Consider the following 23,587-nt stretch of genomic DNA (forward strand, 5'->3'; position numbering starts at 1 on the left):
GCGCATGTTGTGGCACTGTAAATGGAAAACGGCAAGGCTGGACATGAACGAAACGATTATATTTTGATGACGAAAATCATCTTTGCCTTCAAATAAGGCAGGCAAATTTTACTTCGCAGGGTGGTCGTCTCCGTCATCCAGCGCCCGCCAGCCGGCCCCATCCATGTCTTCATACTGGCCGCTTTTCAGCGACCAGAGAAAAGCAAAAAGTCCCAAACCGCCGAGAAACAAGGCAACTGGAATAAGAAACGAAAGCATGTTCATGCGAAACGCGCTCCTTTTTCCACGCCGTTAGCATCGTCCGTTTTGATATTGCGATTGCTGCTGGCAATATCGGCCTGTGCAGTATTTGCAAGGCTGTTAAGACGTAATGCGTTGGCTACCACGATAATCGACGACGTCGACATGGCAATGGCGGCAATCATCGGCGTGGCGTAACCGGCAAGCGCAATTGGCACGGCAATGATGTTGTAGCCGATGGCCAGTGCAAAGTTCTCGCGGATCAGCCGTCCGGCCTTGCGTGATGCCTCGACCGCAAACGGCACCGCACTCAGATTGTCCTGCATGAACACGAAATCTGCGGCCTGACGGCCAATATCCGCCGCCGTTGCCGGCGCAATCGACACATGGGCTGCGGCAAGTGCCGGGGCATCGTTGATGCCATCGCCCACCATCAGCACCTTCCGGCCCTGTTCGGCAAGCTCGGTGCAGCGGGCGGCTTTCTCGGCTGGAGCAAGTCCGGCATTCCACTGCGTGATGCCGATCCGCCGCGCCAGTGTCTCAACCGCTGCCGGACGATCGCCTGAGACGATTTCGCTTTTCATGTGGTCGCCAAGCAGTCTCGAAACGGCTTCCGCCGCGCCAGGACGAACCGTATCTTCAAAGCGGAACTGCGCCAGTTCACGGCCATTAAGCGACAGCACCACTTCAGACGAGGCAAAGTCACTGTTCGAATCACCTGCCGTGTCAGGCAGCGCAAAACGCCTGCTGCCGAGACGATAAAGACCATCAGGGGTTTCCACCTCAACACCGGCACCGGGAATTTCACGACCGCCGGCAAACACCGGCAATGGGCCATCCACCGAACGGGCTAAAGCCTGCGACAGCGGGTGCCGCGAATTGACGGCAATGCCGGCGGCGGTCTTCATCAGCGAAGGTGCAATCTCACTGGCATTGACCAGCTGTGGCCGACCAAGTGTCAGCGTACCGGTCTTGTCGAACAAAACCGTATCCGCTTCGGCAAGGCGCTCCATCGCCGAACCATCCTTGACCATGATGCCGTGCTTGAACAGCCGACCAGCCGCAACCACTTGCACGACAGGTACGGCAAGACCAAGCGCACAAGGGCATGTGATGATCAGAACGGCAATGGCAATCAGCATGGCCTGTTTCCAGTCCCCGCCGAACACACCCCAGCCGATAAAGGCCGTCAGCGCCAGCAAATGCACCACCGGCGAATAATATTGGGCAGCCCGGTCAGCCAGACGGCGATAACGCGCCCGACCACCTTCGGCAGCTTCCATCAGGCCGATGATTTCCGACAGGAACGAATCCCTTGCCAGCGCGGTTGCCTCGATTACCAGTGCACCGGTCAGATTAAGTGTACCGGCCTGAACCGCGTCACCCTGACGGACTGTCAAAGGGGCGCTTTCGCCATTGACGATAGACACATCGAGATCGCTGGTACCGCTGAGGATACGGCCGTCAACCGGCACCCGGTCGCCAGCAGCAATGGCAATGTGATGGCCGGGCACGATATCGGTCACTGGAAGATATTCCCGCGAACCGTCTTCCATCAGCACCGTGGCACCACGCGGTGATAGCCGTGCAAGCCCGGCAACGGCCGAACGCGCACGGTCTCGCATGACGTGATCCAGCGTGCGGCCAATCAGCAGGAAGAACAGCAGCGACACGGTGGCATCAAACCAGGCGTGTGGGCCGCTGTGAATGGTTTCCCAGACCGACACCGAATAGGAAAGCGTGATGGCCAGAGCAATCGGCACGTCCATATTGGTGCGGCCATGTTTCAAGGCATTAAAGGCCGACTGGTAGAAAAAACGGCCACCATAGATCAGCGCCGGGGCCGCAATCAGACCCGAAATCCAGTGGAACATGTCACGGGTCGAGGCATCGGCGCCCGACCAGACAGAAATAGACAACAGCATGATGTTGACGGCGGCGAAACCGCAAAGGCCAACCGCACGGATCAACTGGTTGCGCAACTCATCAGAGCTGTCCTGCAACGATGTGAACAGATGCGTTTCATATCCGGTCGAGGCCACCGCCTGCGCAAGAATGACCGGATCGGTCTTCACGCCGTCAATTTCTTCCTTCCAGACGATGGAAACACGCTTTGAAGACAGGTTGACGCGTGCCTTCTCAACCTGCGGCAGCTTTCTCAAAGCGCCTTCGACGGTCGTGATACAGGCACCGCAATAAACACCGGGAACGCCGAGATCGGTCTGGCGCAGCCCCTGCCCCAGGTCCCGGCTTGCCAGGAACAACTCTTCCGATGAAGGCAGGGTGCGGTTGAAACCGGCCTGCTCCAGCGCGCTTTCTGTACCCGGTGCACAGCAGCTCATTGCACGTCTCCCGTTACAGCAATGCGTGTACCCTCATGTACGATGACCTTGCCGTCTTTCATGGCAATCGCCTCAACGATCCAGTGACCACCGGGAATGTCATGCTGGCCCGAGAATACACCGGTTTCGGCCTTTTGCAGTTCCATGTCGAAATTCTGTTTTTCACCAACCGGACGGCGGAAATGCAAGGTCACGCTATCGGTATCGATAGCGCCGCGTTCGGGATGCGAAATCTCGTAGCGGGCAATATCGTTCTTGACCTCAAGCTTGCCGATGATACCGGAGGCAGCACGCGCCTTGGCAGCCGCCGCCTTGCCGTTGAACTGCTGGCTCGCCACATAGGTATTGGGCACCACCAGGCCGCTCCAGCTGGTCACCGCATTCCAGGCCATGGTGATGTTGACCGAGATGATGGTTCCGAAAAACAGAACCATGATTGCAAGCATATGCCAGCCGGTAAAAACGAAACCCTGTTGTTTTTGTTGTTCAGCACTCATTTCTTAGCTCCCGGAGCAATAAAGACGGCCTTGTAATGGGCAGTTTCGTGAATTTCATTGTCGACCGCAATGAAATCGAAATCTTCTGAGGTCGAGGTGATTGCCTTGCCCGGCAGCGTCACAAACACTTTCAGCGTCGTGACTTCGTCCGGCTCGACCATCACTGTAAACGAGCGCGATGGCGCATCCTGCACACCGTTGATCTTCATGACCGCTTCCGGCACGCCTTCGATCGATAGCGTGATCTGGCGTGGCTGCGGCACCATGTTCAACAAACGGACCGTGTAGCCGTTACGGATCGAGCCATCCGATTCCAGCACATATTGCGGGTTTCTGTCATGCAGCACGTTGACCGACAGGCGATCACGGGTCGCCAGCGCAAACAGCATGGCCAGGCCGACAGCCGACCAGATGCCCATGTAAAGAAGGGTCCGCAGCCGGAAGATGATACGCCAGTTGAAGTGCCTGATGGCATCCACGAACTTGCCATCCTGATCCCGAATATTCGATGGCTTGATCGGATGCGTGCTGTTGCCGGTTGCCAGCTCCATATTGGCTTCATATTCGCTGAGTGTGGCATAGGCGATCAGCCCGCGAGGCTTGCCAATCTTGTCCATGACGCCGTCACAGGCATCTATGCACAATGCGCAGGTGATGCATTCCAGCTGCTGCCCGTCCCTGATATCGATGCCCATGGGACAGACGGCAACGCAGGCATTGCAGTCCACGCAATCTCCCACCGGTTCCCCGGCGGCAATCAGCTTTTTTGAATGGCGTGAACGTGGTTCGCCGCGCCAGTCATTATAGGTCACCACAAGCGAATGTTCGTCGAGCATTGCAGCCTGAATACGTGGCCACGGGCACATGTAGGTGCAGACCTGCTCGCGCATCAGGCCACCGAAAATATAGGTGGTGGCAGTCAGCGTAGCGACGGTCGAATAAGCTACCATGGCGGCTTGGCCCGTCATGAACTCCATGGCAAGCGTTGGTGCATCGGCAAAATAGAAAATCCAGGCACCACCGGTCGCAACACCGATGACAAGCCAGATCGAATGTTTGAGCAGGCGCTTGCGGATCTTGTCGAAGCTCCACGGCGCGGCATCCAGCTTCATGCGGGCATTTCTGTCACCTTCGACCGCCCGCTCGACCACCAGAAAGAGGTCGACCCAGACGGTCTGGGGACAGGTATAACCGCACCATGCACGGCCAACGGCCGACGTGATGAGGAACAGCCCGAAACCGGCCATGACCAGCAGGCCGGCAACATAAAAGAATTCTTGCGGCCATATTTCGATAAAGAAGAAATAGAACCGGCGGTTGGCAATATCGATCAGAACAGCCTGATCCGGTGCATAGGCACCACGGTCCCAGCGGATCCATGGCGTCAGATAATAGATGCCGAGCGTGATCAGCATCACGATCCATTTGAAACGGCGAAATTGCCCCTCAACCCGCTTCGGAAAGATCTTCTTGCGGGCTTCATACAGTGGCTGACGAATTTTGGCGGAATTGACAGGTAAAGCGTCAAGCTGTTCGACATTCGAGGGCCGACTGCTATCCTGCTCGGCGTTGTAGAGGTTCATGGGGCAATATCCAGATTTCTGTATTTGCCTTTTCTCATTTCGCAGCCGTTTCATCCTTGACTTAAGTCAAGCATGGACAAAGTGGCGCATGTGGCAGGTTTGAACGTCGCCCCGCAGTACGGAGACCGCAATGACCGATAGTATGACCGCAAAGATCGTGCATTTGACGATTAATCGCCCATGGACGGCCGTTTATGCGTTCGCGTCCGATCATTCAAAAATGCCATTATGGGCCGCGGGCCTGGCCAGCGGCCTTACGCCGCAGGGTGACGATTGGATCGCTTCGGGGCCGCTCGGCAATGTCACGGTGCGATTCGCAAAACCAAATGACCTCGGCGTTATCGACCATGTCGTCACCATGCCGGATGGCCTGGAAGTCTATAATGCCCTCAGGGTCACGCCAAACGGCGACGGCTGCGAAATAGCCTTTACCGTCCTGCAGCTGCCGGGCATGAGTGATGACGACTTTAAAAACGATGCGAAACTCGTCTACAACGACCTGATAACGCTTAAAAAAATGCTGGAAACAACCTGATTGGAGACCTGCCGTGGCCGGTAAAAACAACACCATCAATTACGTCGAATTCAACGTCAGTGACATCGAAGCGTCCAAGGCCTTTTATGGCACGGTATTCGGCTGGCAGTTCAAGGATTACGGCCCGCAATATTGCGAGTTTTCCGATGGCAACATGACGGGCGGTTTTACCACAACGGCACCGGTCAAGGCGGACGGTGGCGCACTGGTCATTCTCTACGCCGATAATCTGGAACCAACGCTGGAAGCTGTCAAAAAAGCTGGCGGCACCATTGTCGAGTATATTTTTGAATTTCCCGGCGGTCGCCGTTTCCATTTTAGGGATTTGGACGGTTACGAACTGGCCGTCTGGACCGCGAACTAAAAAAGGGCCGCGAAAGCGGCCCTTTTGTCATTGTCAGGTCGGGTGGTTATTCACCACCACCCAACGAGTGCACGAAAAGTGCCAGCTGCTTGACGGTGGCATCGCCAAGGCGCTCGCCCCAGGCAGGCATAACGCCATGCTTTGGTGCGCGGACCTGTGCGGCGATGCCGTCTTCACCCTCAACCTTCAGCCAGATGGCATCGGCAAGGTTTGGCGCGCCAAACTCGCGGTTGCCCTTGGCATCTTCGCCGTGACACGAAGCACAGTTATCGGCAAAGATCTGCTTGCCCGGTTCAACCATGCTGGCATCACGCGGTGTGCCGGTCAGGCTGACGACATAAGCTGCAACCTGCTTGATTTCCTGTGATTGCAGCATGTCGGCATAGGCCGGCATTTCCGACAGGCGTGTATCGTCATCATCGGCAAAACGAATACCATGGGTAATCGTTGTGTAGATGTCGTCAGCGCTACCGCCCCAAAGCCAGTCGTCATCGTTGAGGTTGGGGAAGCCTGCGCCACCCGAAGCACCCGAACCATGGCACTGGATGCAGTTAACCTTGAACGCGGCAGAACCACCGGCAACGGCAAACTGCAGCAACTCATTGTCGGCCTGAATGTCGGCCAGCGACGATGCGGCAATCTTGTCGAGATAGATGCTCTGTGCCGTCTTGGCTTCCACCATTTCACCGGCAAAGTCAGCGCGGCTGCTCCAGCCAAGCAGGCCCTTGGTGTTTTCGGTCAACAAAGGCCATGCCGGATAGGCAATCGTGTAACCGATTGCCCAGATGATCGTCAGGTAAAAGCACCATACCCACCAGCGTGGCATGGGGTTGTTCAACTCACGAATACCATCCCATTCGTGGCCGGTGGTTTCCACGCCACTTATTTCGTCAATGTGTTTTTCCGACATATCCTAGTCCTCCTTGAGAGGAATATTGGCTGCGTCTTTGGCCTGCTTTCCGCCGCCGGGACGCAATGTGAAGAGGACGACCGCAAGAAAGAACAGTGTCATGGCCAGCAAGCCCCAACTGTCCGCGAAGTGACGCATGGCTGTGTAGGTTTCCATGTCATCTCTCCTTAGCGGTAGCCAGCGGCATCGTCGTAGGTCGAGAAATCGACCAGCGTGCCGAGCATTTGCAGATAGGCAACCAGAGCATCCATTTCCGTCAGCTTGGCCGGGTCGCCGTCGAAGTCACCGAGCTTTGCCTTGGGATAGCGCGCTTCGATACCTGAAGTATCCGCATTCGGATCTGCCTGTGCGGCAAGATCGGCAGCGGCGTTTTCGATCATCTCGTCACTGTATGGAACGCCCACGGCACGGTTGGCCTTGAGCTCCATTGAAACGTCGGTGATCTTGAGCGGTGTTTCCTTCAGGAAGGAATAGCTGGGCATCACCGATTCCGGCACCACAGAGCGTGGCTCGACCAGATGCTGCACATGCCATTCGTTTGAATAACGGTCACCGACGCGGGCGAGATCTGGCCCTGTGCGCTTGGAACCCCACTGGAACGGATGGTCGTACATCGATTCAGCGGCAAGGCTGTAGTGACCGTAACGCTCGACCTCGTCACGGAACGGACGGATCATCTGGCTGTGGCAGGTGTAGCACCCTTCACGAATGTAGATGTTGCGTCCGGCCAGCTCGAGCGGCGAGTAAGGCCGCATGCCCTCCACCTTTTCAATGGTGTTTTCGAGGTAGAAAAGCGGTGCGATTTCAACGATACCGCCGATGGAGACCACAACGAGCGATCCCACCAGAAGCAATGTTGCATTACGCTCGATGACGCCGTGTTTATCAAGAATAGACATCGTCAAACTCCTTACTCAGCCGGTTGCAGCGCAGGCGCGGCATCCTGGCGAACACCCTCTTGGCGCTGATGGCCGAGAATGGTTCTGGTAATGTTGTAGGCCATGATGATTGCACCGCTGAGGAACAGCAGACCGCCACCGGCACGCAGCACGTAGTATGGGAACATGGCCGCCACAGATTCTGCGAACGAGTAAACCAGGAAGCCCTGCGCATCATATTCGCGCCACATCAGAGCCTGCTGGATACCGGCAACCCACATGGCAGCCGCGTAGACAACGATACCCAGTGTGGCCAGCCAGAAGTGCCAGTTGACCAGTTGCAGGCTATACAGACGATCGCGGTTCCACAGCTTTGGCACCATGTAGTAGAGAGCGCCGAAGGTGATCATGCCGTTCCAGCCAAGCGCGCCGGAGTGAACGTGACCAATGGTCCAGTCGGTATAGTGGCTGAGCGAGTTGACGGCCTTGATCGACATAACCGGACCTTCAAATGTTGCCATGCCGTAGAAGGCAACCGCCATAACCATCATGCGAACGACCGGGTCGGTACGGATCTTGTCCCATGCGCCCGAAAGCGTCATCAGACCGTTGATCATGCCACCCCACGAAGGCATCCACAGCATGACCGAGAACACCATGCCCAGTGTCTGCGCCCAGTCCGGCAGCGCCGTATAGTGCAGGTGGTGCGGGCCAGCCCAGATATACATGAAGATCAGGGCCCAGAAGTGGATGATCGACAGGCGGTAGGAATAGACCGGACGGTTAACCTGTTTGGGAATGTAATAATACATCATGCCCAGGAAGCCGGCGGTCAGGAAGAAGCCCACGGCGTTATGGCCGTACCACCACTGTGTCAAAGCATCCTGCACGCCCGAGAAGGCCGAGTAGCTCTTCACGCCGAGGAACGACACCGGCACCGCCAGATTGTTGACGATATGCAACATGGCAATGGTGACAATGAAGCCGAGGTAGAACCAGTTGGCCACGTAAATGTGGGGTTCCTTGCGCTTCAGGATCGTGCCCAGAAACGCAATGAGATAACAGACCCAGACAATTGTCAGCCAGATATCGACGTACCATTCCGGCTCGGCATATTCCTTGCCCTGCGTAATGCCGAGAAGGTAGCCGGTCGCGGCCATGACGATGAACAGGTTGTAGCCCCAGAAAACGAACCAGCCGAGGTTACCGCCGAACAGGCGTGCACGCGATGTGCGCTGAACCACATGGAAAGACGTCGCGATAAGCGCGTTACCACCAAAGGCAAAGATGACCGCCGAGGTGTGCAGCGGGCGTACACGACCGAAATTGAACCATGGCTCAATGTTCAGGTCGGGAAATGCCAGCTGAAGCGCAACGATCAGACCGACGAGGAAACCGACAACGCCCCAGAACACGGTGGCAATGACACCGTATTTGATGACTTCATCGAAATACTCCGACTGCTGACGCTGCTTGGCGGCAGCATCGATCGGCGCAAAGGATGTGCGTCGCAACAACACGATCGCGCCGATGAGCAGCACGAAAAACAGCACCCACATGTGGGATGCAAACTGATTATCATGGGCGAATGCCGCCCCTAGCAACGCAATAAAGGCTCCCAGAGCCACTATCACGAATTCCAAAGTGTAGTTCATTGTTGGTTTCCCCCAACGTCCTGGCTGATCCGACGCGGCCAGACATCTGCCCTGTGCAGAGTCGTGCGGCATGTCGCGTCGTGTGGAGAAGTGCCATTCGCGGGCCAAACTTACCTTGATCCAAATCAAGGCAGACGCGGCAGACTGTGGGAGAAATAGAAACGAACTGGAAATAGCGGCATTTTCGCAACTGGATGCGTCCTTCGGGACATCATGCCGCACGACAGGCGTGGCAGCGCAGCCAGTCTTGCGCTTGAAGGGCAAGAACGAGGTCATGACCATGGCACAGAAAGGTAATCTTTCAGGGCGACCTGAACAGGAAACCATCACCCCGCTTTCGCGGTCGGAAAAGGATTTCCCCAAACTGGACTGGCTGCGCCGGGCGCATACGGAACAGCTGGCACTGTGCCGGGAACTGGAAGAGATCGCAGATTCCCTGCCCTCCAACGTCAACCGGCAAAAATGCATCTATGCCGCCAAGGCGCTTGGACCCGTCATCCGCGGCGCTCACCATTATGAGGAAACCGTGCTGTTTCCCTGGATCGAACACCGCACCGGCCAGCGCGCTCGTTCTGAAACGCTGGAACGTCTGCGCTTTGAGCATTTCGAGGATGAATGTTTTGCCGAAGAACTGACTGATGCCCTGCTGAAGGTCGGCTCGGGCAATCCGGTCAACATGGAGGCGGTCGGCTACATGCTGCGTGGTTTTTTTGAAGCAACGCGTCGACATATAGCCTTTGAAAGCGACTGTCTTCTCGAAGAACTGGAAAACGAACAGACGCATTGAATCAAAAACTTAAGTACCCGATTCAAAATATGAGGAACCCGACCTTACCCCTTCATTTTAAGGGGTAATCCAGCCGCGATGAAATAAACTTCGTTGGCAACTTCGGCCACATTTTGATGCAGGCGGCCAGCATGGTCACGAAACTCTCGCGCCATGCGATTGTCAGGCACGATGCCAAGTCCGACTTCATTGGACACAAACACCAGCTGCGCCTTGGCGACGGAAAGATGACGGCAAAGAGCCTCGAATTCGGCGGGCATATCCCTATTGTCCATCATCAGGTTTGTGACCCACAATGTCAGGCAATCAATGAGAATGATCCGTTTGGGATCATCGATCTTTTGCAGCAGACCCACCAGATCAACAGGCTCCTCATGGCTGGTCCAGACAGCGCCACGCCGGGATTGGTGTTCACGAATGCGCTCTCGCATTTCATCGTCCCAGGCACGCCCGGTCGCCACATAATGGGCGTCGAGGCCGCTTGCTAGAACCAGTTTTTCGGAGAAGGAAGATTTGCCGGAACGCGCACCACCCAGCACAAGAACCGTTCGATTTTGGTGCGACATGAAAATCCGCTCTGTCATGTATGAAATTATGTCCGGACCCCAATGCGCGTAGGCGCAGGGCCATTGTATCAAGCCATGAAAAGGGACGATTCGTAGATAGGAGGCGTCCCCCGGTCAATCATGCTCAACACGCCGGTTTGTCTGCCTGCTGTCATTTCCCCGGTTTGCACCATTACAAACCGCAAGGAAACTCAACGCCAGCAGCAAAAGGTCCGGACAACCAGAATCTAGGATCAGGCCGGGCGCGTGTCAATGACATCTGGGAGTAGATAAAAATCAAAAAGCGCGCGAGCCATCAAGCTTGCACGCCTCCTGAAAACACCTCGAACAGAGGCAACGGCGACCGGTACGCAATACCTTTTCCGGAGCCGGACTGACGGTCTCGCCGTCTGCACGACTACAATTAACCAGACATTCTTACCGGAGAGTTAGCAAGCGACTCACATTCGAAAAAACTTTGTCGTTTTTTGCATTTTTATCGCGAACCATCTCACCGACAAAATAGACACCGTTTTTTCAGACCGTTGAGATAGATGATGTCAACACATTGCCTGACGGACCGCATGCGGCCATTATCGCCCGGTCTGAAGCGGCACGGATTCGATTGGCGGTCTCACAACATCATGACAATTATCGACTATACGGCTTTTGTAATCTTTATCCTCTCCTGGAGCAGTTACGCCTGGCTGACATCAGGCAAGCCGCGTTTTGCGCGCCTCAGCCTCAACCAGGCCATGGCCGAGCGCCGCCGCAAATGGATCTACAATTCGCTGCGCCGTGACCTGAAAATGATCGACACGCAGATCATGGCAGGCCTGCAGAATGGCACCGCCTTTTTTGCTTCGACCTCGATCTTTGCGATTGGTGGCTGTTTTGCGCTTCTGGGCGCGACAGATCAGGTTGAATCCGTGTTCAAGGACATGCCCTTTGTGCATTATGCCGGACGCACGGCCTTTGAACTGAAGGTCATCGGACTGACGACCATCTTCGGTTATGCCTTTTTCAAATTTGGCTGGTCCTACCGCCTGTTCAACTACTGCACTATTCTGTTTGGCGCCATTCCGATGGTCGAGGACAGTCTGGGTGACCGGCGCGCAGCAGAACAGGCAGCCGAAAACGTCATCCGCATGAACATCATCGCCGCCAAGAACTTCAATGACGGCCTGCGCACCATTTTCCTGTCGATCGGTTACCTCGGCTGGTTCATCGGTCCTTACGTGTTCATTGGTGGCACGCTCTTCATCATCGTGGTGCTGACGCGCCGTCAATTTTTCTCCGAAGCACGTCTGGCGATCATGGAAGATGAACAGCCTTGAAATTGCCTCACTTTGAAGGCGTTGCGATAATCTTTGCAGAACGACAAAATCAGGGATGAGAGAATGACCGAAGCGATCACCGGGACAACGCCACCCGCCCCGAAAGGCCGGATCGGCGCACTCGATACATTGCGCGGCATTGCCCTGATTGCCATGGCATCCTACCACTTCACCTGGGATCTGGAGCTGTTCGGTTATCTCGAGCCGGGCACCGCAACCCAGGGCCTCTGGAAGATCTATGCGCGCGGTATTGCCAGCAGCTTCCTGTTTCTGGCCGGTTTCAGCCTGTATCTCGCCCATTCCAAGGGCATAAACTGGCCGTCTTTCCGCAAACGCTTTGCCATGATCGCTGCTGCTGCCGTGGTAATCACCGTTGCAACGGCCATTGCGACGCCTGATGGCATGATCTTTTTCGGCATATTGCATAATATCGCCGCCGCAAGCCTTGTTGGCCTGTTGTTCCTGCGACTGCCTGTCGTCGTCACGCTGATCGTTGCCGCGGCGGCACTTGCCGCACCGTTTTATCTGACGGCGGATATTTTCAGCACGCCATGGCTGCTATGGGTCGGTCTTTCGCCGGTCATGCCACGCTCCAATGACTATGTGCCGCTGCTGCCGTGGCTTGCGCCGTTTCTGCTCGGCCTCAGCGCTGCAAAAATCGCCCTGCCCGGTGGCTGGCTTGATCGTTTTCGCACCCCAAGTCATCCGCGCAATCCGCTGGCCCTTGCCGGCAAACACAGCCTTGCCTTTTACCTGATCCACCAGCCCATTCTGGTTGGTATTGTTTATCTCGCATCGCTGATTGCACCGCCCCCACCGGTCGACATGGTAGAGCAATACAAGAACCTCTGCATGCGCTCATGCGTCAACAGCGAAAACGGCACTGAGATTTGTGAAAGCTTCTGTGGCTGCAAGCTGGAAAAGCTACAGGCCGAAGGTATCTTCGACAATATGATGGCCAACAAGGTCAACGAGCAGGAACAGGTAAAGATGGGCGACATCTCATTTATGTGCGCCCAGGAAGTACAGCAATAAAAAAGCCGCTGTGACAAACAGCGGCTTCACACTATCCGAATTTCGAAACGGTCAGGTGCCGACACCAATTTCCGCAAGTCGGGTCAGACAGGCTTCTTCGACATTGTCGAGTTCCGCCAGCGTCTCTTCAATGTCCTTGCGCTTCTGGCGCAGTTCATTGCGCTTCTCATCGACCTTTTTCATCAGCATCTCGAGTTGGCCGGACTCGCCCGGCGGCTCTTTGTAGACCTGAATGATCTCGCGAATTTCTGCGATGGTGAAGCCGATACGACGGCCTCTGAGAATTTCCTGAATAAGCCTGCGGTCGGCCATTCTGAACAATCTGGTGCGACCACGACGTTCAGGATGAATGAGCCCCTCGTCTTCGTAAAAACGCAGCGTTCTTGTCGAAACACCAAATTCCCGTGTAAGCTCTGTGATGCTATAATATTTATTCACGTGCCGATCCGCTTCATGTCAGGCAATTGAGTATATTGACCTTCACGTAAAAGTCAATTTTACAATTGATCCTCACCTAACATAATCGCCACGTCTCGCCTTCAGCACAAGAATACCAGCCCGTGCAAAAACAATGACTTGAAACCCGTAATTGTGCAAACAATTCCTGCACGTGATCGTCGCTAATGTATGCCGAACCACCAGGTCGCAAGACCGAGAAACGAGAAGAAGCCCACCGTATCGGTCACTGCCGTCACAAACACCGCAGAAGACACCGCCGGGTCGGCGCCAAATCGGTCCAGCACGATCGGAATGAGAATTCCGGCCAGTGCCGCCGCAAACATGTTGATCATCATGGCCGCTGCCAGAATGCCACCGATTTGGATATCGTGGAACCAAAGGGCTGCCAATGTACCGATGGTACAGCCAAACAGCAGGCCATTGAGAATACCAACGCCCGCCTCACGACGGATAATACGTCTGGCATTGTGAATATCGAGGTTCTTGGTGGCAAGCGCCCGCACCGAGACCGTCATGGTCTGCGAACCGGCATTGCCGCCCATGCCCGCCACGATCGGCATTAGAATGGCAAGCGCCACGATCTCTTCAATGGTCGCGTCAAACAGGCCGATGACCGATGCCGCCATCGATGCGGTAAACAGGTTGACGGCAAGCCACGGCATACGTGAGCGGGACGTGCTGGCAACGGAGTCCGACAGTTCTTCGTCACCGACACCACCAAGGCGCAGCAAGTCTTCTTCCGCCTCTTCCTGGATAACGTCAACCACGTCATCGATGGTCAGCACACCGACCAGACGGCCGTTCTCATCCACCACGGCAGCGGACAGAAGGTCATACTGTTCAAACAGCTGCGCGGCCTCTTCCTGGTCCATCTCCGCCGCAATCGGGTGGTTGGTTTCATGCATGATCGTTTCGACCTTCACCTGCCGCTTGGACCGCAGCAGTTTGTCGAGATCAAGCGCGCCAACCAGCTTGAAAGTCGGGTCGATCACGAAAATCTGGGTGAAGCTTTCGGGAAGTTCTTCTTCCTCGCGCATGTAGTCGATGGTCTGGCCAACCGTCCAGAATGGCGGCACGGCCACGAACTCGGTCTGCATACGACGACCGGCAGAGCTTTCCGGATAATCCAGCGCACGGCGAAGCCTGACACGCTCGGTGAACGGCAGCTTGGCGAGAATTTCTTCCCGGTCTGCGTGGTCAAGGTCTTCCAGAATGTAGACCGCGTCATCAGAATCCAGTTCACCGATACCGGCAGCAATCTGCTCATTCGGCATCTGCTCGACGATATCCAGACGAATGGCCTCGTCGACCTCCGTCAAGGCGGTCATGTCGAAGTCATCACCCAGCAACCGCACCAGCGCATGGCGCTGTTCCGGCAGGATTGATTCGAGCAGATCGCCCAATTCGGACTCGTGCAGCCTTGCGACATTTTTACGCAGGAACAGCAGGTCCCGATCGGCGATTGCTGCACCAACCATGGTCAAAAAGTCGGAGCGGATAGAGCCGTCATCCGAATAAATGTCAGAGGCTTTATTGGAAGGTGTCACATCCAGAGGCTCGTGACGATCGTCGTCAACATCAGTCATTGGCGCCCCCTGTTTTACGTGAATGTCCCGAATTACGGGCTGGCTGGAGAATGGCTCTTAAAACCGCATTGTCAACGATCAGGCAAGATGGATGCCAAGGAAAATTTTGATCGGAGAGACAATATCATGCGGTCATAAACAACCGCTTTAAACAGATTCCTGCGACGAAATCGCGACGCCAATGACCAAGAGTTGAAAAACTCAGACTAAGATACAAGTTGACATATGGTACACATGGGGGAATCTGGCGAATACAACAAGACATTGCTAATGAGGCAATGCGACCAGAAGGCGCAGGAATTGCGCTGAAGCATGTCGCGCAAAAGTGTTCAGCGGTTTTGCGATAACGACATGCGAAAAAAACAAAGAGCTAAAGAATATTTTTTGGGAAAGACCACGTTCATGGGCAAGATGGATTTCATCGGCAAGGCATCCTCCGCAGCTGGCGGCTGGGGCGCGTTGAAAAGTGTTGGCAAGAGACTGCTGGAATCCGGCGCACCAATATCCGGCGCCCGTACCCTTCTCAAAGCCAATCAGCCCGATGGCTTTGACTGTCCAGGCTGCGCCTGGGGTGACCCGGAGCACGGTTCCTCCTTCGAATTCTGCGAAAACGGCGTGAAGGCCGTAGCGTGGGAAGCAACTGAAAAGCGCGTACCGCCAGACTTCTTCGCCAAACACACCGTCACTGAACTGCGTGGCTGGAGCGATTACGATCTTGAGCTGCAAGGCCGCCTCACCAACCCGATGCGTTATGACCGCGCCACCGACAAATATGTTGCCGTATCCTGGGACGACGCCTTTGCCGAAATCGGCTCGGTGCTGAAAAGCCTTCCGGACGCCAACCGCGCCGAATTCTACACATCCGGCCGCGCCTCCAACGAAGCAGCGTTCCTGTATCAGCTGATGGTCCGTCTCTACGGCACCAACAATTTCCCTGACTGTTCCAACATGTGCCATGAGGCCAGCGGCGTTGGCCTGAAGGCTTCCGTCGGCGTTGGCAAGGGCACAGTTCTGCTGGAAGACTTCGAACATGCCGATGCGATTTTCTGCATTGGCCAGAACCCCGGCACCAACCACCCGCGTATGCTGGGTGACCTGCGCCGCGCAGCCCTGCGCGGTGCCCGCATCGTTGTCTTCAACCCGATCCGCGAAAAGGGCCTTGAGCGCTTTACCGACCCGCAGGACAAGGTTGAGATGATCACCGGTGGCAGCGCCAAGATCGCGACCAACTATTACCAGCCACGCCAGGGAGGCGACATGGCTGCCGTTCGCGGCATGAGCAAGGTGATTTTTGCCGCCGATGACGCAGCACGCGCCGCTGGCCAGCCTGCCATTATCGATTACGACTTCATCAACGAACACGCCGTCGAGTTTGACGCCTACCGTGCCGCCGTGGATGCCACCAGCTGGGATGCCATTCTCGACCAGTCTGGCCTGACACGCGAGCAGATCGAAGAAGCCGCAGACATCTATATGACGTCGAATGCCGTTATCGCCACCTGGGCGATGGGCATTACCCAGCACAAACATTCTGTCATCACCATCCGCGAAATCACCAATTTTATGCTGCTGCGCGGCAATATCGGTCGTCCAGGTGCGGGCCTTTGCCCGGTACGTGGCCACTCCAACGTGCAGGGCGACCGCACCGTTGGTATCGACGAAAAGGCACCACCGGCCCTGCTCGACGCGCTTGAAAAGGAACTGGGCGTGCCAATGCCGCGCAATCGCGGTCACAACACGGTTGAAGCCATTAGCGCCATGCTGGACGGGACTGCTGAAACCTTCATCGCGCTGGGCGGCAACTTCCTGCGCGCCACACCGGACAGCCCGCTGATCATCAAGGCGTTTGAAAAGCAACGGCTGACGGTCAACATCGCCACCAAACTCAACCATTCGCATCTTGTACCGGGTCAGGTCTCCTACGTTCTGCCATGCCTTGGCCGCACAGAAATCGACCGCAACTCCAAGGGCGTCTCGCAGATCATCACCGTAGAAGATTCCATGAGCATGGTTCACGGCTCCGGCGGCATCAACACACCAGCCTCTCCCGAGCTGAAGTCGGAAATTGCAATCGTTGCCGGGATTGCCGAAGCAACGCTTGGCAACGCCCATGTCAACTGGCGCGCCATGGCCGAGGATTACGACCTGATCCGTGACATGATAGAGCGTGTCCTGCCGGGCTTTGAGAACTACAATGAGCGCGTGCGCGTGCCGCGTGGGTTCCACCTGCGCAACGCCGCCGCAGAGCGCGAGTGGAACACACCAGCCAAGAAGGCAACCTTCTTTACCGGCGAATTGCCGGCAAAAACCGAGCACCAGCAGGCGCTTGGCGAAGAAGGCATCTTCGTGCTGCAGACATTCCGCAGCCATGACCAGTACAACACCACGATCTACGGCATGGATGACCGTTACCGTGGCGTTTACGGTGAACGCCAGGTCGTGTTCATGAACCCAAAGGACATGGAAAAGCTGGGCGCGAAGGCCAAGCAGCGCGTTGATGTTGTCGGAGAATATGGCGATGGCATTGAGCGAATTGCCGAAAACTTCCGCCTTGTACCTTACAATATTCCGGAAGGCAGCATTGCCGGTTATTACCCGGAACTGAACGTGCTTGTGCCACTGCACAGCTACGGCGAAGGCAGCTTCACCCCAACCTCCAAGTCGGTTCTGGTGTCGGTTCGTCTGCGCATCGAGGCTGATACCGAGGCTGCATAATGTCTGAAGATACTTCCGCCGAACGCTTCATGGCGATGGTGGAAAAGGTCATGGAAACGGCCCCGGATGGTTTGGACACCACCGGGGCCGCACTTCTGTGCGCTATTCACCTCGGCATCGGTTCCGACAGCCGCAGCCTGTCGAAAAAGCTCGGCATTGCCCATGCGCTGGTGTTACGGGAAATCACCGCCATGTCTGGCCGCTTCCTTGCCGTGACAAAACGTGATGACCGGACACAAAGAACCTTTGTGGAATTATCAGCTGTTGGTAAGGAACTGACCGAGGTCGCCTATGCGCCTCTGGAACCTCGCATGACATCGAAAACATGACACCGCAAGCCTGACGCCTTCTGGGTTTTATCAGGCGCAAAACCGGAGCGTACAGTGGCAATCAGGCCCATTCTGCCCTACCCGCATAGCGGGCTTTCTACACCTTGCCAGCCGGTGACGGTGTTTGACGATGCGGTAAAAACGCTGTGCACCGACTTGCTGGATACCATGCGCGCCGCACCCGGCGTCGGCATCACGGCTGCCCATATTGGTGTATTTCAGCGGGTGTTTGTGCTGGAACTGTCCCCACAGGACGGCGTCCGAAACTACATCAACCCGGAAATCCTCTCGCAGTCCGCACACACCATGCGTCACACTGAGGGCAGCGTTTCGATGCCCGGCTATACGGAGGAAGTGGAACGCCCAGCGGCCGTTCGCGTACGTTATCAGGATATCACCGGGGCATTTCACGAAGAAGAGGCAGAGGGATTTCATGCCATCTGCATCCAGCATGAAATCGATCAGCTTGATGGTATTTTCTGGCTGCAGAAACTGTCGCGCCTCAAGAGAGACCGTCTGGTGCGCAAATGGCAAAAGGCCGCTCACGCACCAAAATCATAAGCAGAGACGATTACGCTTTAACCGTTAGGTCAAAGGACACAGCACCACGCAGCGTGTTGCTGACGGTGCAGATATCTTCCGCCATATGGCCGATGGCCTGACGCTCGTCGTCGTTAAAATTACCCTTGATATCAAGCGCGATATGGAAGGTCTCGATGCGGGACGGTTCCGTTTTTGCCTTCTCGCCGGTTACTTCAGCCGTCACGTTCTCAAACCTGTCGAGGATGCCGAGCTTGCTGGCTGCGATGCGCGCGCTCAGCACCATGCAGGCCGCCAGCGATGAATAAAGCAGATCAATCGGATTGAAGCCCGGATCGGAAGCGCTGGTGGTGACGCCAAGCGTGCCGCCGGTTGGCGTTGTCAGGTCCGGCTGGCCCATTCTTGCCAGAACGGCCGTTGCGCCCGTGGGCCTTGTTTTCACTTTTACCTGGGTCATGTGTTGTCTCCGCCGGCCGATAGGATTTTTTTCAATTGTATTGTCCGCAATGGAACCAATGTGGTGATGAACGCATTTGATACGCAACGGTCAAGAACCGTTGGAAAATTAAAGGAGCTGGGACCAATGGTTACATCCACCCTCATCAGCATTTTGATCACGTTTCTTGTTATCGTGCTGATTCTATGGCTGGTCGCTCGCTTGCCAATTGCTGGCAGCGCGAAGCAGATCGTCCAGGTTATCGTCATCATTATCGGTATTATTTCGCTTCTGAAATATCTCGCCGTATTCTGATCGATCGCGACAGGAAACAAAAAGAACAGGCGGCAATAACACCGCCTGTTCTTTTTTATTTAAATTGAATTTCAGATATTTGCCGCCCGCTTCCAACCCAGCGTCAGCAAGCCGGCGCCAATCAGCAGGCTTCCGCCTGTTCTATTGACCACCCTTTGCACTGATGGTTTGCGAATGGTGTTGCGCGCAGCAGAGGCCAACAGCCCGTAGAGTGCCGCATTGATGATGGCGAGCACCAGGAACGTCGTTTCAAAGATCACCATTTGCGGCAGCCATGGCAGCGTCGGCACCAGAAACTGCGGCAGAAACGCCACAAAAAACACGATGCTTTTCGGGTTGAGCGCCGTGACGATATAGGTGTGCAGGAAGATGCGCCTAGGCCTTTCCCGACCCGTCACATCGCCCTGTGAGGCATCGCCACCAATAACAGGCGCACGCCACAGCTTGATGCCGAGATAGATCAGATACGCGGCCCCGATCCATTTCAGCACCGTAAACAGTGCAGCAGACGTCGCCAGCAAGGCACCAAGCCCCAGCATGGAGGCGGTCATCGCCGTAAAATCACCCAGCGCCACACCGGCAACCGTTGCCGTACCGGCCTTGCGGCCATGGCCAAGCGCATAGGAAATGACGAGAAGAATGGTTGGCCCGGGAATGGCCAGCATGACAATTGACGCAGCAGCAAACGCAATCCAGTTTTCAAACGGCATGGCAAATCCTCGCTCCAGAGAAACGCCACCAAGCCACCATTTTAACCGAAGTTCAAGCGCCGTTTATTGGGCGCGCAGACCAAAGCCCTGCATCAGGCGACGGGTGGCAAAATCCGGATTGCCCGAGGTGAAAATCGCCACATCAAAACCATCGGGATGTTCGGCACCCTGAACCAGCGGCACCAGATGGCGTGCCCGTCGTGCAATGGCTTCTGCCGGGTCCAGCCAGTCCACTGGCCAAGGTGCTAAGCGACGAAACAGATTGGACATGAACGGGTAATGGGTGCAGGCCAGCACGACGATATCGGTCTTGCGCTCCTCCTGCTCGACAAAACACGGTGCGATCTCAGCCATCACCGCCTCATCCGATACCGGTTCACCCCGGATCCAGCTTTCCGCCATGCGGGCCAGATTTTCAGAACCGACCAGCCGCACATGGCACTGGGTGGCGAAGGACTGGATGAGGTCACGCGTGTAAGCACGTTTGACCGTGCCGGGCGTGGCAAGAACCGATACGAGGCCGGAGCGTGTGCGCTCTGCTGCAGGCTTGATCGCCGGTACGGTACCGACAAAGGTCATGGCAGGAAATGCTTCACGCAATGCCGCACCGGCCAGCGTAAACGCGGTGTTGCAGGCAATGACGCAGACCTCGGGATCGTGTTCGACCAGCAGCCGGGCAAACAGCGCCAGAATGCGCTCTTTCAGAGCCTCTTCTTCCCAGCCGCCATAGGGAAAACCGGCATCATCGGCAATATAGATGAATTCGCGTTCCGGTATCAGAACGCGAACTTCGCGCAAAACCGTCAGGCCACCAATTCCGGAATCAAAAACCAGAATTGGTTTCAGCTCATGCGTCTGTGCTGTCATCTTCCGAAACGCCCTTGCCGCCGGCATTGTTGTTGGGAGGCTGATAAAAAGCTCCACGCGGCGAGTTGCGCGTGTAACGGTCAAAGGTACCGAACACGCCACGCAGAACACTGATCTCCTGCGAGGTCAGCGCCCGTCTGGACAAAACGGCACGAAGATTTTCAGTCATGCGCTGCCTTTTGCCTTCGGGGCGGAAATAACCGCGAGCATCCAGCGCTTCTTCCACCTGTTCATAAAGGCCATGCAGCTCTTCTTTTGTCGCAGGTCGCTGCTCGATCGGCTGGAAAAGCGTCGAAGACACGTCTTCCATGCCCGATTTCATCCACTCATAGGACATCAGCAGCACCGCTTGCGCGATGTTCAGCGATGCAAAGGCTGGATTGACCGGGAAGGTCACGATCTCGTCGGCAAGCGCCACTTCTTCATTGGTCAGGCCCCAGCGCTCACGACCAAACAAAATGCCGGTCTTTTCGCCGCCGACGAATTTACCGCGCAGCGTCGCAACGGCATCAACAGGTGCGCGCACCGGCTTGAAGCCGTAACGTTCACGGGCAGTGGTGGCATAAACGAAATTCAGGTCGGCAATCGCTTCTTCCAGCGTCGCAAACACCCGCGTGCCGTCAATCACATGGTCTGCCTTGGAGGCCGCAGCACGGGCCTTCTCGCTTGGCCAGCCATCCCGCGGGTTGACCAGACGCAGTTCCGCCAAGCCGAAATTGGCCATGGCACGGGCAACCATGCCGATGTTTTCGCCCAGTTGCGGTTCAACGAGGATGATTGCCGGGCCTTCTGCCACAAGTTCCAGCTCGCTATTGGTACCAGCCATATTCTTCTTCCAGATTACACGGGCGCTTCACTGGCACAAAATGCAGCGCAAATCAAAGTGTGCAGCGGAAAAAGGCCAATTGAAGACCGGCACTATTCACCCTTGATGATGCCATCCATCTCGACAACCAGGGAATCCGTGCCGTCGTCGCCAACCCGGTGAATGTCATCAATGACAGGTTTGCCGTTTTCTTCGATGACATCAAAATGCACTTCGTTGACCATGTTCTTCATGTCGTTTTCGTCCATGCAGGACCACAGCTTGAAACTGACCTTGACGTCATTGACGCCGCCATCCTTTGGCTGAGCGGGTGCGATCGCCAGTTCCTGTATTGGACAGCCATCCTGTGAACTGGTCACCACGTCGTAGCCAAAGGGATCGCCCGGCTCGTTGTTTTCGGTGTCATAGGCCGGCTTCTTTGCCGCCTGATGGTAGGTTTCGACGAATCTCTTGCTGAACAGGCTGTTCAGCATGTCCTCGTCAAAAATGTATTTCCATTCCTCCTGCTCACCGGACCAGTTCTTGACGGTGATATCCATCACCTGACGCACGGGCGCCGTCGCATCTGCGGCGAATGCGCAGCTTGAGGCTAGAAAAACGAGGGTGGCAATGAAAAAAGTGCGCATAAAAGTGTCCGGTCGCAAATCGACGATGAAGGAATGATTCGCCAGACTGTATTCCCATCCTGTCATTTGTCACCCACCCAACTTCATTTGGGCAGCCATGCAGAAAAACATGCTCCAAGCCTTTGCGGACGGCGCATGCGATGCTATAGCCGCACCGGATATTTTTCCGATACCGCGGACTTGTTCCGCCTCATTCATGGCGAGGAATTCATGGCAAAGATCAAGGTTGCAAATCCGGTTGTCGATCTCGACGGCGACGAAATGACCCGTATCATCTGGCAGCTTATCAAGGACAAGTTGATCCTGCCTTACCTCGATCTCGACATCGAATATTATGACCTTTCGGTCGAAAACCGTGACGCGACCAATGACCAGGTGACTGTTGATGCGGCTCACGCCATCAAGAAGCACGGCGTTGGCATCAAGTGCGCAACCATTACTCCAGATGAAGCCCGCGTTGAGGAATTTAGCCTCAAGCAGATGTGGAAGAGCCCGAACGGCACGATCCGTAACATTCTCGGCGGCGTTATCTTCCGCGAGCCAATCATCTGCAAAAACGTTCCACGTCTGGTTCCAGGCTGGACGAAGCCAATCGTTGTTGGCCGTCACGCATTCGGCGACCAGTACAAGGCAACTGACTTCAAATTTCCTGGCAAGGGCAAGCTGACGATCAAGTTCGTTGGTGAAGACGGCCAGGTTATCGAAAAAGACGTGTTCGACGCACCAGGCGCCGGCGTTGCTCTGGCCATGTACAACCTGGATGAGTCGATCCGCGAGTTCGCACGCGCATCAATGAACTACGGCCTGATGCGCAAGTGGCCAGTTTACCTGTCCACCAAGAACACCATTCTCAAGGCTTATGACGGTCGCTTCAAGGACATCTTTGAAGAAGTTTACCAGGCCGAGTTCAAGGCGAAGTTCGACGAAGTCGGCATCATCTACGAACACCGCCTGATCGACGACATGGTTGCTTCCGCTCTCAAGTGGTCCGGCGGCTACGTCTGGGCATGCAAGAACTACGACGGCGACGTACAGTCCGACACCGTTGCACAGGGCTTCGGTTCGCTTGGTCTGATGACCTCCGTTCTGCTGTCGCCAGATGGCCGCACGGTTGAAGCTGAAGCTGCACACGGTACGGTTACCCGCCACTACCGCCAGCACCAGAAGGGCCAGGAAACCTCCACGAACTCGATCGCTTCGATCTTCGCATGGACACGTGGTCTCGCACACCGTGCCAAGCTGGACGACAATGCCGATCTGGCAAAGTTCGCTGCCACGCTGGAAACCGTTTGCGTTGACACCGTTGAAGCCGGCTTCATGACCAAGGACCTGGCACTGCTGATCGGTCCTGATCAGCCATGGCTGTCCACCACTGCCTTCCTCGACAAGATCGACGAAAACCTTCAGAAGGCTATGGCTGCCTGAGACAGCCAAACCTGAAGAGAACTTCGGAAACCCGGCCTTCGCGCC

Annotated in this window: 26 protein-coding genes; 10 read left to right on the forward strand and 16 right to left on the reverse strand. The window is 55.8% G+C overall.

The window, feature by feature from the left end; all coding sequences use genetic code 11:
* Positions 1–108: 108 nt before the first annotated feature.
* From ccoS to ccoG, 4 genes are read right to left on the reverse strand one after another with little or no spacing between them, the layout of a single operon-like run.
* Positions 109–264 carry a cbb3-type cytochrome oxidase assembly protein CcoS gene (ccoS, locus tag PYL13_RS11925; protein WP_192488710.1) on the reverse strand — a complete coding sequence of 52 codons (156 nt, stop codon included), beginning with the start codon at positions 262–264 and terminating at the stop codon, positions 109–111.
* The gene (locus tag PYL13_RS11930) at positions 261–2,582 is read right to left on the reverse strand and encodes a cation-translocating P-type ATPase (RefSeq protein ID WP_259145992.1); all 2,322 of its coding nucleotides are present in this window, start codon (positions 2,580–2,582) and stop codon (positions 261–263) included. The genes ccoS and PYL13_RS11930 overlap by 4 nt, the downstream gene beginning before the upstream one ends.
* Positions 2,579–3,079, reverse strand: coding sequence for a FixH family protein (locus PYL13_RS11935; RefSeq protein WP_275641515.1), 501 nt, complete (start codon positions 3,077–3,079; stop codon positions 2,579–2,581). Before PYL13_RS11935 ends, PYL13_RS11930 begins: the two co-directional genes overlap by 4 nt.
* Positions 3,076–4,662 (reverse strand): cytochrome c oxidase accessory protein CcoG, encoded by a 1,587-nt coding sequence (gene ccoG / locus PYL13_RS11940; RefSeq protein WP_275641516.1) that lies wholly within the window; start codon positions 4,660–4,662, stop codon positions 3,076–3,078. The genes PYL13_RS11935 and ccoG overlap by 4 nt, the downstream gene beginning before the upstream one ends.
* A 130-nt stretch (positions 4,663–4,792) precedes the next feature.
* On the opposite strand from ccoG, the gene PYL13_RS11945 reads away from it, so the two are divergent.
* Entirely contained in the window at positions 4,793–5,197 is a 405-nt protein-coding gene (locus PYL13_RS11945; RefSeq protein ID WP_275641517.1) for an SRPBCC family protein, read from the forward strand.
* A gap of 13 nt (positions 5,198–5,210) precedes the next feature.
* A complete protein-coding gene (locus PYL13_RS11950; RefSeq protein WP_275641518.1) occupies positions 5,211–5,561 on the forward strand; it encodes a VOC family protein in 351 nt (116 codons plus the stop codon).
* A gap of 46 nt (positions 5,562–5,607) precedes the next feature.
* Here PYL13_RS11950 and ccoP read toward each other — a convergent pair whose 3' ends face one another.
* From ccoP to ccoN, 4 genes are read right to left on the reverse strand one after another with little or no spacing between them, the layout of a single operon-like run.
* Complete coding sequence (gene ccoP / locus PYL13_RS11955; RefSeq protein ID WP_275641519.1) at positions 5,608–6,471, reverse strand: cytochrome-c oxidase, cbb3-type subunit III; 864 nt, start codon at positions 6,469–6,471, stop codon at positions 5,608–5,610.
* Positions 6,472–6,474: 3 nt separating this feature from the next.
* Positions 6,475–6,627: a cbb3-type cytochrome c oxidase subunit 3 gene (locus tag PYL13_RS11960; RefSeq protein WP_250981733.1), complete on the reverse strand. Its 153-nt coding sequence runs from the start codon at positions 6,625–6,627 to the stop codon at positions 6,475–6,477.
* Positions 6,628–6,638: 11 nt separating this feature from the next.
* Positions 6,639–7,370, reverse strand: coding sequence for a cytochrome-c oxidase, cbb3-type subunit II (gene ccoO, locus PYL13_RS11965; RefSeq protein ID WP_192488702.1), 732 nt, complete (start codon positions 7,368–7,370; stop codon positions 6,639–6,641).
* 11 nt (positions 7,371–7,381) lie between these two features.
* The gene (ccoN, locus tag PYL13_RS11970) at positions 7,382–9,004 is read right to left on the reverse strand and encodes a cytochrome-c oxidase, cbb3-type subunit I (RefSeq protein WP_259145984.1); all 1,623 of its coding nucleotides are present in this window, start codon (positions 9,002–9,004) and stop codon (positions 7,382–7,384) included.
* 70 nt (positions 9,005–9,074) lie between these two features.
* Between ccoN and PYL13_RS11975 the strand changes: the two genes are divergently transcribed.
* Complete coding sequence (locus PYL13_RS11975) at positions 9,075–9,791, forward strand: hemerythrin domain-containing protein (protein ID WP_275641520.1); 717 nt, start codon at positions 9,075–9,077, stop codon at positions 9,789–9,791.
* Between the two features lie 44 nt (positions 9,792–9,835).
* On the opposite strand, the gene cobU is transcribed toward PYL13_RS11975, so the two are convergent.
* Entirely contained in the window at positions 9,836–10,357 is a 522-nt protein-coding gene (cobU, locus tag PYL13_RS11980) for a bifunctional adenosylcobinamide kinase/adenosylcobinamide-phosphate guanylyltransferase (protein WP_275641521.1), read from the reverse strand.
* Positions 10,358–10,980: 623 nt separating this feature from the next.
* On the opposite strand from cobU, the gene PYL13_RS11985 reads away from it, so the two are divergent.
* Together PYL13_RS11985 and PYL13_RS11990 are read left to right on the forward strand one after the other, a co-directional pair.
* Complete coding sequence (locus tag PYL13_RS11985) at positions 10,981–11,673, forward strand: DUF599 domain-containing protein (protein WP_192488699.1); 693 nt, start codon at positions 10,981–10,983, stop codon at positions 11,671–11,673.
* 63 nt (positions 11,674–11,736) lie between these two features.
* Positions 11,737–12,708 (forward strand): DUF1624 domain-containing protein, encoded by a 972-nt coding sequence (locus tag PYL13_RS11990; RefSeq protein ID WP_275641522.1) that lies wholly within the window; start codon positions 11,737–11,739, stop codon positions 12,706–12,708.
* A 51-nt stretch (positions 12,709–12,759) separates the two neighbouring features.
* Here the strand turns inward: PYL13_RS11990 and PYL13_RS11995 are convergent, their stop codons facing one another.
* Both PYL13_RS11995 and mgtE read right to left on the reverse strand, forming a co-directional pair.
* A complete protein-coding gene (locus PYL13_RS11995) occupies positions 12,760–13,146 on the reverse strand; it encodes a MerR family transcriptional regulator (protein ID WP_192488697.1) in 387 nt (128 codons plus the stop codon).
* A gap of 182 nt (positions 13,147–13,328) precedes the next feature.
* Positions 13,329–14,753, reverse strand: a complete 1,425-nt coding sequence (mgtE, locus tag PYL13_RS12000; RefSeq protein ID WP_250981738.1) for a magnesium transporter — start codon at positions 14,751–14,753, stop codon at positions 13,329–13,331.
* Positions 14,754–15,155: 402 nt separating this feature from the next.
* Between mgtE and PYL13_RS12005 the strand changes: the two genes are divergently transcribed.
* Genes PYL13_RS12005 through PYL13_RS12015 form a run of 3 tightly spaced genes read left to right on the forward strand, consistent with a single transcriptional unit; the run spans position 15,156 to position 18,358 of the window.
* Complete coding sequence (locus tag PYL13_RS12005; protein WP_275641523.1) at positions 15,156–17,468, forward strand: FdhF/YdeP family oxidoreductase; 2,313 nt, start codon at positions 15,156–15,158, stop codon at positions 17,466–17,468.
* Positions 17,468–17,797 carry a hypothetical protein gene (locus tag PYL13_RS12010; protein WP_275641524.1) on the forward strand — a complete coding sequence of 110 codons (330 nt, stop codon included), beginning with the start codon at positions 17,468–17,470 and terminating at the stop codon, positions 17,795–17,797. Before PYL13_RS12005 ends, PYL13_RS12010 begins: the two co-directional genes overlap by 1 nt.
* Positions 17,798–17,851: 54 nt before the next feature.
* The gene (locus PYL13_RS12015; protein ID WP_250981741.1) at positions 17,852–18,358 is read left to right on the forward strand and encodes a peptide deformylase; all 507 of its coding nucleotides are present in this window, start codon (positions 17,852–17,854) and stop codon (positions 18,356–18,358) included.
* Between the two features lie 10 nt (positions 18,359–18,368).
* On the opposite strand, the gene PYL13_RS12020 is transcribed toward PYL13_RS12015, so the two are convergent.
* Positions 18,369–18,794, reverse strand: coding sequence for an OsmC family protein (locus tag PYL13_RS12020; RefSeq protein ID WP_250981742.1), 426 nt, complete (start codon positions 18,792–18,794; stop codon positions 18,369–18,371).
* 126 nt (positions 18,795–18,920) lie between these two features.
* Between PYL13_RS12020 and PYL13_RS12025 the strand changes: the two genes are divergently transcribed.
* Positions 18,921–19,088, forward strand: a complete 168-nt coding sequence (locus tag PYL13_RS12025) for a Thivi_2564 family membrane protein (RefSeq protein ID WP_192488691.1) — start codon at positions 18,921–18,923, stop codon at positions 19,086–19,088.
* 71 nt (positions 19,089–19,159) lie between these two features.
* On the opposite strand, the gene PYL13_RS12030 is transcribed toward PYL13_RS12025, so the two are convergent.
* The 4 genes from PYL13_RS12030 to PYL13_RS12045 form a co-directional block, all read right to left on the reverse strand.
* Positions 19,160–19,798 (reverse strand): LysE family translocator, encoded by a 639-nt coding sequence (locus tag PYL13_RS12030; RefSeq protein ID WP_275641525.1) that lies wholly within the window; start codon positions 19,796–19,798, stop codon positions 19,160–19,162.
* Between the two features lie 63 nt (positions 19,799–19,861).
* Positions 19,862–20,665 carry a glutamate racemase gene (gene murI, locus PYL13_RS12035; protein WP_275641526.1) on the reverse strand — a complete coding sequence of 268 codons (804 nt, stop codon included), beginning with the start codon at positions 20,663–20,665 and terminating at the stop codon, positions 19,862–19,864.
* A complete protein-coding gene (locus tag PYL13_RS12040; protein WP_275641527.1) occupies positions 20,646–21,491 on the reverse strand; it encodes an RNA methyltransferase in 846 nt (281 codons plus the stop codon). The genes murI and PYL13_RS12040 overlap by 20 nt, the downstream gene beginning before the upstream one ends.
* A gap of 92 nt (positions 21,492–21,583) precedes the next feature.
* On the reverse strand, positions 21,584–22,117 hold the full coding sequence (locus PYL13_RS12045) for a hypothetical protein (protein ID WP_275641528.1): 534 nt from the start codon (positions 22,115–22,117) through the stop codon (positions 21,584–21,586).
* A 210-nt stretch (positions 22,118–22,327) separates the two neighbouring features.
* Between PYL13_RS12045 and PYL13_RS12050 the strand changes: the two genes are divergently transcribed.
* Positions 22,328–23,542 carry an NADP-dependent isocitrate dehydrogenase gene (locus tag PYL13_RS12050; RefSeq protein WP_192488686.1) on the forward strand — a complete coding sequence of 405 codons (1,215 nt, stop codon included), beginning with the start codon at positions 22,328–22,330 and terminating at the stop codon, positions 23,540–23,542.
* Positions 23,543–23,587 lie beyond the last annotated feature (45 nt).

Origin of the sequence: Agrobacterium sp. Azo12 (genome assembly GCF_029193765.2) — a bacterium.
In the GTDB taxonomy this organism is placed as follows: domain Bacteria; phylum Pseudomonadota; class Alphaproteobacteria; order Rhizobiales; family Rhizobiaceae; genus Agrobacterium.

Coding starts and splice junctions, on each gene's coding strand:
- ccoS (WP_192488710.1), bottom strand. CDS start 264: ATGAACATGCTTTCGTTTCTTATTCCAGTTGCCTTGTTTCTCGGCGGT.
- PYL13_RS11930 (WP_259145992.1), bottom strand. CDS start 2,582: ATGAGCTGCTGTGCACCGGGTACAGAAAGCGCGCTGGAGCAGGCCGGT.
- PYL13_RS11935 (WP_275641515.1), bottom strand. CDS start 3,079: ATGAGTGCTGAACAACAAAAACAACAGGGTTTCGTTTTTACCGGCTGG.
- ccoG (WP_275641516.1), bottom strand. CDS start 4,662: ATGAACCTCTACAACGCCGAGCAGGATAGCAGTCGGCCCTCGAATGTC.
- PYL13_RS11945 (WP_275641517.1), top strand. CDS start 4,793: ATGACCGATAGTATGACCGCAAAGATCGTGCATTTGACGATTAATCGC.
- ccoP (WP_275641519.1), bottom strand. CDS start 6,471: ATGTCGGAAAAACACATTGACGAAATAAGTGGCGTGGAAACCACCGGC.
- PYL13_RS11960 (WP_250981733.1), bottom strand. CDS start 6,627: ATGGAAACCTACACAGCCATGCGTCACTTCGCGGACAGTTGGGGCTTG.
- ccoO (WP_192488702.1), bottom strand. CDS start 7,370: ATGTCTATTCTTGATAAACACGGCGTCATCGAGCGTAATGCAACATTG.
- ccoN (WP_259145984.1), bottom strand. CDS start 9,004: ATGAACTACACTTTGGAATTCGTGATAGTGGCTCTGGGAGCCTTTATT.
- PYL13_RS11975 (WP_275641520.1), top strand. CDS start 9,075: ATGTCGCGTCGTGTGGAGAAGTGCCATTCGCGGGCCAAACTTACCTTG.
- cobU (WP_275641521.1), bottom strand. CDS start 10,357: ATGTCGCACCAAAATCGAACGGTTCTTGTGCTGGGTGGTGCGCGTTCC.
- PYL13_RS11985 (WP_192488699.1), top strand. CDS start 10,981: ATGACAATTATCGACTATACGGCTTTTGTAATCTTTATCCTCTCCTGG.
- PYL13_RS11990 (WP_275641522.1), top strand. CDS start 11,737: ATGACCGAAGCGATCACCGGGACAACGCCACCCGCCCCGAAAGGCCGG.
- mgtE (WP_250981738.1), bottom strand. CDS start 14,753: ATGACTGATGTTGACGACGATCGTCACGAGCCTCTGGATGTGACACCT.
- PYL13_RS12005 (WP_275641523.1), top strand. CDS start 15,156: ATGGGCAAGATGGATTTCATCGGCAAGGCATCCTCCGCAGCTGGCGGC.
- PYL13_RS12010 (WP_275641524.1), top strand. CDS start 17,468: ATGTCTGAAGATACTTCCGCCGAACGCTTCATGGCGATGGTGGAAAAG.
- PYL13_RS12020 (WP_250981742.1), bottom strand. CDS start 18,794: ATGACCCAGGTAAAAGTGAAAACAAGGCCCACGGGCGCAACGGCCGTT.
- PYL13_RS12025 (WP_192488691.1), top strand. CDS start 18,921: ATGGTTACATCCACCCTCATCAGCATTTTGATCACGTTTCTTGTTATC.
- PYL13_RS12030 (WP_275641525.1), bottom strand. CDS start 19,798: ATGCCGTTTGAAAACTGGATTGCGTTTGCTGCTGCGTCAATTGTCATG.
- murI (WP_275641526.1), bottom strand. CDS start 20,665: ATGACAGCACAGACGCATGAGCTGAAACCAATTCTGGTTTTTGATTCC.
- PYL13_RS12040 (WP_275641527.1), bottom strand. CDS start 21,491: ATGGCTGGTACCAATAGCGAGCTGGAACTTGTGGCAGAAGGCCCGGCA.
- PYL13_RS12045 (WP_275641528.1), bottom strand. CDS start 22,117: ATGCGCACTTTTTTCATTGCCACCCTCGTTTTTCTAGCCTCAAGCTGC.
- PYL13_RS12050 (WP_192488686.1), top strand. CDS start 22,328: ATGGCAAAGATCAAGGTTGCAAATCCGGTTGTCGATCTCGACGGCGAC.